This is a genomic window from Streptomyces sp. SID4985, assembly GCF_009863025.1.
Taxonomy (GTDB): Bacteria; Actinomycetota; Actinomycetes; order Streptomycetales; family Streptomycetaceae; genus Streptomyces.
Genome location: NZ_WWIR01000323.1, coordinates 1 through 10330, shown reverse-complemented (window position 1 = coordinate 10330; position 10330 = coordinate 1). Strand labels below are relative to the sequence as shown.

10 protein-coding genes and 1 pseudogene are annotated in these 10330 nt (G+C 72.4%); 5 read left to right on the top strand and 6 right to left on the bottom strand.

Features of this window, described 5'->3' with window-relative positions:
• A pseudogene (locus tag GTW40_RS13665) lies at positions 1-1080 on the top strand (ATP-dependent helicase); the annotation flags it as partial.
• 67 nt (positions 1081-1147) lie between these two features.
• Here GTW40_RS13665 and GTW40_RS13660 read toward each other — a convergent pair.
• The gene (locus GTW40_RS13660) at positions 1148-2041 is read right to left on the bottom strand and encodes an NYN domain-containing protein (RefSeq protein WP_161180449.1); all 894 of its coding nucleotides are present in this window, start codon (positions 2039-2041) and stop codon (positions 1148-1150) included.
• A gap of 231 nt (positions 2042-2272) precedes the next feature.
• Between GTW40_RS13660 and GTW40_RS32635 the strand changes: the two genes are divergently transcribed.
• Positions 2273-2425, top strand: a complete 153-nt coding sequence (locus GTW40_RS32635; protein ID WP_202485837.1) for a hypothetical protein — start codon at positions 2273-2275, stop codon at positions 2423-2425.
• 47 nt (positions 2426-2472) lie between these two features.
• Here the strand turns inward: GTW40_RS32635 and GTW40_RS13655 are convergent, their stop codons facing one another.
• The 4 genes from GTW40_RS13655 to GTW40_RS13640 form a co-directional block, all read right to left on the bottom strand.
• A complete protein-coding gene (locus GTW40_RS13655) occupies positions 2473-3078 on the bottom strand; it encodes a MarC family protein (protein ID WP_161180448.1) in 606 nt (201 codons plus the stop codon).
• 145 nt (positions 3079-3223) lie between these two features.
• On the bottom strand, positions 3224-4081 hold the full coding sequence (locus GTW40_RS13650; RefSeq protein WP_161180447.1) for a PHP domain-containing protein: 858 nt from the start codon (positions 4079-4081) through the stop codon (positions 3224-3226).
• Between the two features lie 155 nt (positions 4082-4236).
• Positions 4237-4878 carry a DUF6758 family protein gene (locus tag GTW40_RS13645; protein WP_161180446.1) on the bottom strand — a complete coding sequence of 214 codons (642 nt, stop codon included), beginning with the start codon at positions 4876-4878 and terminating at the stop codon, positions 4237-4239.
• 335 nt (positions 4879-5213) lie between these two features.
• Positions 5214-5798: a suppressor of fused domain protein gene (locus GTW40_RS13640; RefSeq protein WP_161180445.1), complete on the bottom strand. Its 585-nt coding sequence runs from the start codon at positions 5796-5798 to the stop codon at positions 5214-5216.
• A gap of 459 nt (positions 5799-6257) precedes the next feature.
• On the opposite strand from GTW40_RS13640, the gene GTW40_RS13635 reads away from it, so the two are divergent.
• Positions 6258-7379: a magnesium and cobalt transport protein CorA gene (locus GTW40_RS13635; RefSeq protein WP_161180444.1), complete on the top strand. Its 1122-nt coding sequence runs from the start codon at positions 6258-6260 to the stop codon at positions 7377-7379.
• A 65-nt stretch (positions 7380-7444) separates the two neighbouring features.
• Positions 7445-7975 carry a hypothetical protein gene (locus tag GTW40_RS13630; protein WP_161180443.1) on the top strand — a complete coding sequence of 177 codons (531 nt, stop codon included), beginning with the start codon at positions 7445-7447 and terminating at the stop codon, positions 7973-7975.
• Positions 7976-8001: 26 nt separating this feature from the next.
• Here the strand turns inward: GTW40_RS13630 and GTW40_RS13625 are convergent, their stop codons facing one another.
• Positions 8002-8733, bottom strand: coding sequence for a hypothetical protein (locus GTW40_RS13625; RefSeq protein ID WP_161180442.1), 732 nt, complete (start codon positions 8731-8733; stop codon positions 8002-8004).
• Between the two features lie 234 nt (positions 8734-8967).
• Here GTW40_RS13625 and GTW40_RS13620 point away from each other — a divergent pair, with 234 nt between their 5' ends.
• Positions 8968-10263: a CBS domain-containing protein gene (locus GTW40_RS13620; RefSeq protein WP_161180441.1), complete on the top strand. Its 1296-nt coding sequence runs from the start codon at positions 8968-8970 to the stop codon at positions 10261-10263.
• Positions 10264-10330 lie beyond the last annotated feature (67 nt).

Here is a 10330-nt window from a genome sequence, read left to right as displayed (position 1 = left end):
GGTGGTCGCGGTGAGGCCGCCGCCGCCGAGCAGGAGCGTTCGGCGCGCACCCCGCGCCGCCGCCGTCGTACGCGCAACGGAGCTCCGCTGGAGTCCGGTGCCGCCACGCCGGCCGTCGAGACCACCGCCACCGAGGAGGCACCGGCGACCCGTACGCCGCGCCGCCGTCGCCGCACGCGCAACGGCGCGTCGGACGCGGTCGCGCAGCCGGTGACGACCGCCGCCGAGACCGCCGTGGACACGGCGGAGGGCACGGCCGTCGTGGAGACCGTCGTGGACGCCCCGGAGCAGCCGCGCCGCCGCCGTACGCGCAAGCAGACGGAGGCCGTGGAGGCGCCGGTCGCGGTGACCGAGGCTCCCGCCGCTCCCGCCGTCGAGGCCCCCGTGGCCGAGCCGGTCGCGGAGACCAAGCCGCGCCGCCGCACCCGCAAGGCCGCCGAAGCCGTCGTGGAGACGGTCGAGGCGCCGGTCGCGGAGCCGGTGACCGAGGCTCCGAAGCGCCGCACCCGCAAGGCCGCTGTGGCCGCCCCGGAGACCACCGAGGTCGCCGAGGCGCCCAAGCGCCGTACGCGCAAGGCCGCCGAGGCCGTCGTCGACACCGTCGAGGGCACCGAGGCCGAGGCCAAGCCGCGCCGCCGGACCCGCAAGGCCGCCGAGCCGGTCGTGGACGCGGTCGAGGCGCCGGTCGCCGAGGCTCCGAAGCGCCGTACGCGCAAGACGGCCGCCGCCCCGGAGACCACCGAGGTCGCCGAGGCCGAGGCCCCGAAGCGTCGTACCCGCAAGGCCGCCGTGGCCGCCGTGGACACGGCCGAGGCCGTCGAGGCCAAGCCGCGTCGGACCCGCAAGGCCGCCGCCACCGCCCCCGAGGCCGAGGCCGGTGACGTCGCGGAGGTCAAGCCGCGCCGCACCCGCAAGGCGACCGCCACGGCGGTCGACGGGGACGAGGCCCCCGCTCCCAAGGCGCGCCGCACCCGGAAGGCCGTGGCCGAGGCCGCGGAGATCCCGGCGCAGGCCACCGAGGAGCCGGAGGCCAAGCCGCGCCGCCGCACCCGCAAGACGACGGCGGCCACCGAGGCCTGATCCTCACCGGTCGCACGCATCGGCCCGGTCCCCTTCAGAGGGGGCCGGGCCGATGCGCGTACGCGGGTCAGTACTGCGTCTGCAGGTGCTCCCAGAAGCCGTCCCGCAGCGCCCGGCGCAGATCGGCCTGGCCGCGCAGCGAGTACTGGAGCAGGTTCTCGGCCTCGACCAGCAGGTCCTGGTCGACGGAGCCGGGCAGATAGGGGTGGCCCGGGAGCAGTTCGCCGATGGTGTCGCGCCCCCGGGAGGCCAGCCACTTGGCCGCGATCTGGGCGCCGACGAAGCGCACGTCCTCCCGGGTGGGCCGGTTCCCGGTCGCCTCGTACGCGGCGGCGGTACGGCGGGAGACGTACGGCTTGCAGAACTCCAGGTCGAAGGTGCGCTGGCTGTCCACCTCCCACAGCAGCGGCTCGGCCTGGTTGCGGCCCTCGGGTGCCTCGATGCCCCACAGATGGACGCGGGCGCCGTAGCCCTGCGCGGCCTCGACCGCCGAGACCAGGTCCTCGTCGCCGCCGAGCAGGGCCGCGTCGCTGATGGCGCGGTGCCGGGCGAGGGACTCCAGGTCGGTGCGGATGAGGGAGTCGACGCCCTTCTGCTGGTTGTGCGCGTTGAGGTTGCCGAGGCGGACCTTGACGTCCGGCAGCTCCGCGATGGTCTGCTGCTCGGCGGTGTGGATGCGGCGGCGGGCGCCGTCGTACCAGTAGACGCGCAACAGGCGGCTGTCGGCGAAGATCGAGCGGGCCTTGTCGATGAGCGCGTCGATCAGGCCCTCGGCGTCGAGGTCGAAGGCGCGCCGGTCCTCCGTACCGGCCACGAGCCGGCCCGCGGCGGCGTAGAGGTAGCCCGCGTCCACGAAGATCGCGTGCGTGGAGGGGGTCTTCGCCACCTCGGCGAGCATCCGCTGGAGCAGCTCGTTGGTGTGGTCGATGCGGGCGCCCAGGTCCGCCAGGTCGTCGTTCATCACGTCCATTGTCCCGGCCGTCACGCTGCGAACACAACCGGTCTCGGTCAGTCCGCGAAAGCGCCTGGCCGGGCCAGTTCTTACCGTTGGGTAATTAGCCGTTCGAAAAATTTCTTTAGCGTAGGGAATGTTTGTAACACGCAGTGCGTTGTCTAGGTATGCAACACCGCGACACCACACGTCGCACCCAGTAGTTCTCCGCAGGAGGATGACCAGACGAAGGGAGAAGCCATGCGCTTCGAAATCATGCGTCTCGACGAGGTCGACGGCACGACCGTGGACAGCACCGTCGTGGACGCCGCCTCCGTCAATCGGATCGTGCAGCAGGCCGCCGCCATCGGGCAGCGTCTGTGGATCCGCCCGGCCGACACCACGGCCTCGTAGGGCGCGCGCACGACACTCAAGCCTTCCGGGGGAGCCGAGGCTCCGTCTCAGCTCCCCCGGATCACCTGAGTGATTCCGTTGATGATCTGCTGCACGGCGATCGCGGCGAGCATCATGCCCGCGAGCCGCGTCACGAGGACCACGCCCCCGTCCTTGATGACCCGGATGATCAGCAGCGAGTAACGCATCACCAGCCACAGCACGACATGGATGGCGAGGATCGCCGACCACACCGAGACCTGCGTGGCGACACTGCCGGCCTTCTGCACGGCCAGGATCACGGACACGATGGCTCCGGGCCCGGCGAGCAGCGGCATTCCGAGGGGCACCAGGGCGACGTTGACGTCCTTGGTCTGCTGGGGCTCGTCGGTCTTGCCGGTGAGCAGGTCCAGCGCGATCAGCAGGAGCAGCAGACCGCCCGCGATCATCAGGGCCGGGACCGAGACGTGCAGATAGTCGAGGATCTGGTGGCCCAGCAGGCCGAAGACGGCGATGACCCCGCCCGCCACACAGACGGCCTGGAAGGCCATCCGCTTCTGGACCTTGGCCGGGCGTCCGGCGGTCAGGGCGAGGAAGACCGGGGTGATCCCCGGGGGGTCCATGATCACGAAGAGGGTCAGGAACAGCGAGCCGAAGACGGCGAGGTCGAACATGGTGTGCCTTGTGTGCCTTGCATGACGAGCCACCACCGCGCGCGAACGTCGGCGACCCGGCCATAGGAACCCGGGCCACGGCGGTACGCGCGGCGGACGTGCGGAATTACTGGGGGAAAGGGAGGGGCGAGGAGGCCCTGGGCGGTCAGCTCCCGCCGGTCCCCGGGACGGGGAACGCGCCGGTGGCGCGGCGGATGATCTCCCCGTAGACCTCGGGGTCCGTGGTGTTCGCGCCGAGCGCGACGGTCTTGCGGCTGCCGTGGTAGTCCGAGGAACCGGTGGCCAGCAGCCCCACCTCCCCGGCGAGGTCCCGCAGCCGGGTCCGGGTCGCGGGGTCGTGGTCCATGTGGTCGACCTCGATGCCGTCGAGACCGGCCTCGGCCAGCTTGGCGGTCGTGGCCTCCGGGACCGTACGGCCGCGCTTGACGGCGGCCGGGTGCGCGAAGACGGTGACCCCGCCCGCGTTCTTGACCAGCCGGATCGCCTCGAAGGGGTCCGTCTCGTGCTTGGGGACGTACGCCCGGCCGCCGTCGGCCAGCCACTCGGGCGTGAACGCGTCACCGACGGTGGGGACGACACCCAGCTCGACCAGCGCGGAGGCGATGTGCGGGCGGCCCACCGAACCACCGGCGGCGATCCGCTCGACCTGCTCCCAGGCGACCGGCACACCCAGCTCGTTCAGCCGGGCGACCATGGCCCGGGCGCGCGGCACCCGGTCGTCGCGGACCAGCTCGCGCTCGGCGAGCAGGGCGGGCTCCTCGGGGTCGAAGAGGTACGCCAGCAGATGCATAGAGACGCCGTCGGTCCGGCAGGACAGCTCCGCGCCGGGGACGAGGGTGAGCCCCTCCGGCAGCGCGGCGATCGCCTCGGCGTGACCGCGCGTGGTGTCGTGGTCGGTCAGCGCGACCACGTCGAGCCCCGCGCGGGCCGCGTTGCGCACCAGCTCGGCCGGGGTGTCCGTACCGTCCGAGGCCGTGGAGTGGCAGTGCAGGTCGATGCGCACGGCGACTCCAGACGATGACGGGGGCGGAGGGAACACCTAAGGATAGCCGCGCGCATCCGATGCCCTGTCACACCCGCACCTGCCCGGCGCCCCCTACAGTGTGCGGGGACCACATGGGCCCGCAGCACATAGGGCGCCGCCCCGCACGGGGTCCTTCAGGGCCGCATCAGTCGGGGCGACAGCGCCCCGCACGGCACCAGGTCGATCTCCGCGCCCGCGTCTCTCAGGTCGGTCAGCACCAGCTCGTCGTACATCAGCAGGCTCGACTGCTCCGGCCACATCACCGCCCACAGCCACATCCCGAGCGCCTCGCCCGCGAAGGCGGCGCGGTCGGTGGGGGTGCCGGAGACATGCCAGAGCGGGGTCGGACGGCCGGCCGCGAGCACCTTGCTCTGCGGCGGCTTCTCCACGTTCAGGTAAGGGCCTGGGTCGGGACCCTCCAGGCCCGCGTACCGCGCGCCGAGTCCGACACCCGGCTCCTCCGCGACGAGGATCAGCTCGCCGGGGCCGCCGAGCGGGCCCGGCCCGGAACAGGCGACGGCGGTCGCGCGGCCCCCGCTGCGGTCGTCACCGGCGTAGGCGATGCCGGTGAACAGCCAGCCGACCGGCAGCGGCCACGGCATCCACACCGGGACGTGCGTGCGCTGGACGACGGCGGTGAGCGCCTCGACACTGGGCGGGATCACGGGCTGGAGCGGCTGCACCGACCCGTGCGCGGCACACTGCCACGAGTCGGCGAAGAGACCGGGAGCCCGGACCCGGCCACCACACCTCGGGCAACTGGGTTCGCCCCTCATAGAGCCCCACGGTCCTACCCGCACCGCCCCACGTCAAGGACGATCACCCGTCCGGCCGCCCGGCGCGATCGCCGCCGCGGAGAGGCTCGACGGGCCGCCGCCACGGGTCCCGCGGAGAGCCCGCGCCGTCCTGCCCGGCCCACCGACGAGGCCCCGCTCCCGGGTGGCGACCGAGGACCTGCCCGCACGGTGGTGGCCAACGCCGAACCCGACGCCGAACCCGGCGGTGCGCCGCCCCCTGCCGGTCACCGGCGCACCCAGCCGCACCCGCCACTCCCGCAAGGGTCAACTCCCCCGCACCCCCGGAGACTTGGTGAGCTTGCTCACCCGGCCGGTCAGTCCAGCGGTACGCCCGCGCGCAGCGGGTCGCGCAGATCCGTGCCGTGGGTCAGCCACCGTTCCTGGAGGGCCTGCGCGCCGTGCACCCGCTTCCAGGCGGCCTCGTTCGGGGTCATCGGGAGCAGCGGCAGGAACCGTACGGGGTCCAGCGGGTCGTCGAGGTCCAGGTCCTCCACCAGACCGCCCGGCTCGCCGACCAGGACCGAGGTGAAGGGGGCGCCGGGCCACAGCGGCTCGCCGACGTCCAGGGAGGCGCCGGGGGTCACAACCAGCCCCTCGACCTGCGGGGTCGCGGCGAGCACGGCGAGCGGCCTGAGCACCTGGGCGGTGTCGGCGCGGCCCGTGCGGACGGTGAGGACCAGCTCGGCGCGCGGCCCCTTGACGGGGTCGGCCACCATCACCGTGGGGTCGGTCATGGGGTGCGCGGACATACCGAGGGTCGCGTAGCGGACGAGGTCTCCCTCCAGGAAGCGGAGCACCTCGACGCGGTCGGCGCCGAGGAAGGTGACCGAGGCGCGCGCGTCCGGCTCGCCCAGAGCGGTGGTCAACCGGGCCTCGACCAGAGGAAGAACATCAACCATGCGGTGAGCATAGAACTCGTCAGTGGCAGGCAAAGCTGCGCCTTGACATCACAGGCGGCTGCTACGCTGAGCCGGTGGTTCGGGGCCGCGTGCAGAAGCACGCTGTCGAGTCCCGACGCCGATGAGACTCCCTTACGAGGGACCGGCCGGAGGAGGTGGGGCTGTCATGGATCGAAGTCGACCGTGCAGTACCACTCGCTCTTCCGGCCGTTGATGTCATTCCTGGCCGGCTGCCACCTTCACGTTCGCCTCGCCGTTCGGAAGAGCACTTCGTTTCGCTTTGCCTGATCTGCCTGATCCGCATCAGTTCTGCATCAGTAGCGAAGTCGCCACCGCGACGGTGCGGTGCTCCCCGCTTTGTGGACGTGCCAAACCTACGGAGTCAGGACGTCCCCATTCCGGGTAGTTCCAGCCGTCGCGGGCCGCGCTTGCGCTGCCTGCCCGCGAAGGAGCCTGCCCATGTCGATGATCCGCGACCTGCGAGCCGTGGTCCGCCCGTCCCGTCCGGCCCCGCGCACGGAGACGATGTCCGCGTACGACACCACGCGTGACCCGGCCACCCCGTCGGCCATCGTCGACTGCGCGGTCTACCGCGACGGCACCCGCGTGGAGAGCGACAAGCCGCTCGGCCCGCAGGAGGCGATGCGTCAGGTGCGGCGCGACGGCGGGTTCGTGTGGATCGGTCTGCACGAGCCGACCGAGGCCGAGTTCGCCGGGATCGCGGGCGTCTTCGGACTCCACCCGCTCGCCGTGGAGGACGCGGTGCAGGCGCACCAGCGCCCGAAGCTGGAGCGCTACGACGACTCCCTGTTCACCGTGTTCAAGACCATCCACTACGTCGAGCACGACCGGCTCACCGCCAACAGCGAGGTCGTCGAGACGGGTGAGGTCATGTGCTTCACCGGCCGGGACTTCTTCATCACCGTCCGGCACGGCGGCCAGGGTTCGCTGCGGGCGCTGCGCCACCGTCTCCAGGACGACCCGGAGTTGCTGGCCAAGGGCCCCTCGGCCGTGCTGCACGCCATCGCCGACCATGTGGTGGACGGCTACCTCGCGGTCGCGGACGCCGTGCAGGACGACATCGACGAGGTGGAGACCGAGGTCTTCTCCCCGGGCCGCAACGGCGGTGTCTCGCGCGGTGTGGACTCGGCGCGGATCTATCAGCTCAAGCGCGAGGTACTGGAGTTCAAGCGCGCGGTCGCTCCCCTGCTGCGGCCGATGCAGCTGCTGAGCGAGCGGCCGATGCGGCTGATCGACCCCGACATCCAGAAGTACTTCCGTGACGTCGCGGACCACGTGGCCCGGGTGCACGAGCAGGTGGTCGGCTTCGACGAACTGCTGAACTCCATCCTCCAGGCCAACCTGGCGCAGGCGTCCGTCGCGCAGAACGAGGACATGCGCAAGATCACCGCCTGGGCCGCGATCATCGCCGTCCCCACGATGGTGTGCGGCGTCTACGGCATGAACTTCAAGTACATGCCCGAGACCCACTGGCGGTACGGCTACCCGGTGGTCATGGGCATCACCGCCGCGCTGTGTCTCGCCATCCACCGCACGCTGAAGCGCAACGGCTGGCTGTGAGCGCGCCGGCGATCACCGTATCCGCGCCCGGCCGAGCCGTACCCGCGCCTGGTTAATCTGGGCGCATGACTAGCGAGCTGCCCGGCCAGGACCTCTTCGACCAGGCCCTCATCGAGGAGTCCACCAAGAAGTCCGGTCTGATCTGGGTCCGGGGCGCGGAGGTGTCCGCCGCGCGCCCGCTGTGGCATGTGTGGCACGCGGGCGCCGTCTGTCTGATCGGCGACGGTCCCGGTGAGCAGCCGCTGCCCGGCCTGACCGACGGCGGCCGGGCCGTCGTGACGGTGCGGAGCAAGGACAAGGGGGGCCGCCTGGTGAGCTGGCCCGCCACGGTGCACGCGCTGCGGCCGGACTCCCCCGAGTGGGCGGAGACGGTGGCCGAGCTGAAGGGCAAGCGGCTCAACGCCCCCGACAGCGAGGCGATGACGGAACGCTGGGCCCGCGAGTGCCGGGTGGTGCGCCTGGTGCCGACCGGTGCCGTGGAGCCGCAGCCCACCGGCAGCCTGGCCGCCCCGCCGCTGCCCACCCCGGCGACGACCCGGCAGCCGATCCCGGCCGCGCTGCCCAGGCTGCTGACGCGTCGCCGCAGGAAGGGGTAGTGCCGTCTGGCAATTCCCGTCTCCCCCTAGGACGCGGGCAGGCTGCTGCCGTAGTCCACGGTCTCCGACTCGGCGGGCTCGTCGAGCGGGAAGTCCTTGCCCCAGTCGGAGAAGGTGAGGGTGCCCGCGTCGCCGCCGCGCACCAGGCGCAGCGGATAGGGATTGCCCGCCAGGGAGACGTCGAGGGTGCCACCGAGGCCGCCGTCGCCGGTGACCCGGATCGTGCGGGTGCCGCCCTGCTGGTGGTGCCCGGCGGTCGCGAGCTTGCCGTGCAGGGTCAGCAGACCCGACATCAGCACGTCCTTCTCGGTGAAGCCGATGAACTTCTTGTACGCCGCGTCCGTCTGCGGGACCTTCACGTACTTGTCCTGGAGTTTGGCCGCCGCCGAGCTGTCCCCGGCGCGCTTCCAGAAGCCCGCGTCGGCCTTCAGATACAGCTTCTCGCCGACGCGCAGCAGCCGGAACGCCGACCCCTTGGCGGTGACCGAGCCGCTGGCGCCGCCCGCCTTGAGCCGCATGTCCAGGGTGTAGGTGTCCTTGCCGGTGACCACCGTCCCGGCCAGGTGGACGTCCTCGGCCGCGTCCGCCGCCGCCCTCGTGCGCGACTGGATCTTGTCCGGGGGCAGCTTGCCGACGCCGTTCGTGCCCGCATCCGGGTCATCGCCGCCGCAGCCCGCCAGCACCGTGGCCGCGAGGGCCAGACCGCACGCGCGGAGCGCGGTGCGGCGGCGGGCAGAGGTCCGGGGAATCACGGTCACAGGTGGGGCTGCCTCTCTGACGTTCCGAACGGCGTACGGCAGCGTACCGGTGGGCTCGGGGCCGCGGCGGAGCGCGTCCGTCCGGACCGTCCACCAGGGCGTGTCCGATCGGTACGGGCTAGCCTGAAGCGCACGCGAGTCGACATACCCGGGCAATTGACGCCCGTTCCGCACACTCTCCCCCGCCCCTTCCCCCCGCATCTCCACGCATCTCCACGCAAAGGAGGCGAAGCCATGGCAGCCGGTGCTCCCCGGATCTTCGTCTCGCACCTGGCCGGGGCTCCCGTGTTCGACCCGACCGGCGACCAGGTCGGCCGCGTCCGCGATCTGGTCGTCATGCTGCGCGTCGGGCGGAAGCCCCCGCGCGTCCTCGGGCTGGTCGTCGAGCTGTCCAACCGGCGCCGGATCTTCCTGCCGATGACCCGGGTGACCGGACTCGACTCCGGCCAGGTCATCTCCACCGGCGTGGTCAACGTGCGCCGTTTCGAGCAGCGGCCCACCGAGCGGCTGGTGTTCGGGGAACTCCTGGACCGGCGGGTGCAGCTGGCGGAGACCGGCGAGGAGGTCACCGTCCTCGACCTGTCCGTGCAGCAGCTCCCGGCCCGCCGGGACTGGGAGGTGGACCGCGCCTTCGTGCGCAAGGGCAGGAAGGGCGGCGCCTTCCGGCGGGCCAAGGGCGAGTCGCTGACCGTGCCCTGGTCCGACGTCACCGGGTTCTCGCTGGAGGAGCACGGGCAGGGCGCCGAGAGCCTGCTCGCGACCTTCGAGCAGCTGCGCCCGGCCGACCTGGCCAACGTGCTGCACCACCTCTCCCCCAAGCGGCGCGCCGAGGTCGCCGCCGCGCTGGACGACGACCGGCTCGCGGACGTCCTGGAGGAGCTGCCCGAGGACGACCAGATCGAGATCCTCGGCAAGCTCAAGGAGGAGCGCGCCGCCGACGTCCTGGAGGCCATGGACCCCGACGACGCGGCCGACCTGCTCGGCGAGCTGCCCGAGGACGACCAGGAGCGGCTGCTGAGCCTGATGCAGCCCGACGACGCGGCCGACATGCGGCGCCTGATGTCGTACGAGGAGCACACGGCGGGCGGGCTGATGACGACCGAGCCGATCGTGCTGCGCCCGGACGCCACGGTCGCGGACGCGCTCGCCCGGGTCCGCAACCCCGACCTCTCCCCCGCGCTCGCCGCCCAGGTCTACGTCTGCCGCCCGCCCGACGAGACGCCGACCGGCAAGTACCTGGGCACGGTGCACTTCCAGCGACTGCTGCGCGACCCGCCGTACACCCTGGTCAGCTCGCTCATCGACGACGACCTCCAGTCCCTGGAGCCGGACGCCACGCTGCCGGTCATCGCCGGGTTCTTCGCCACGTACGACATGGTCGCCGCGCCCGTGGTGGACGAGTCCGGTTCACTGCTCGGCGCGGTCACGGTGGACGACGTGCTCGACCACATGCTGCCCGAGGACTGGCGGGAGACGGAGTTCCACCTGGACGGCGCGATGGAGCAGGGAGCCGCGAGCCATGGGGGCTGAACGCGACGGGGGCAGGGACGGCGGCCGTGAGCGCTCCCCGGCGGGCGCCACGGCCGCCGCCCGGCCC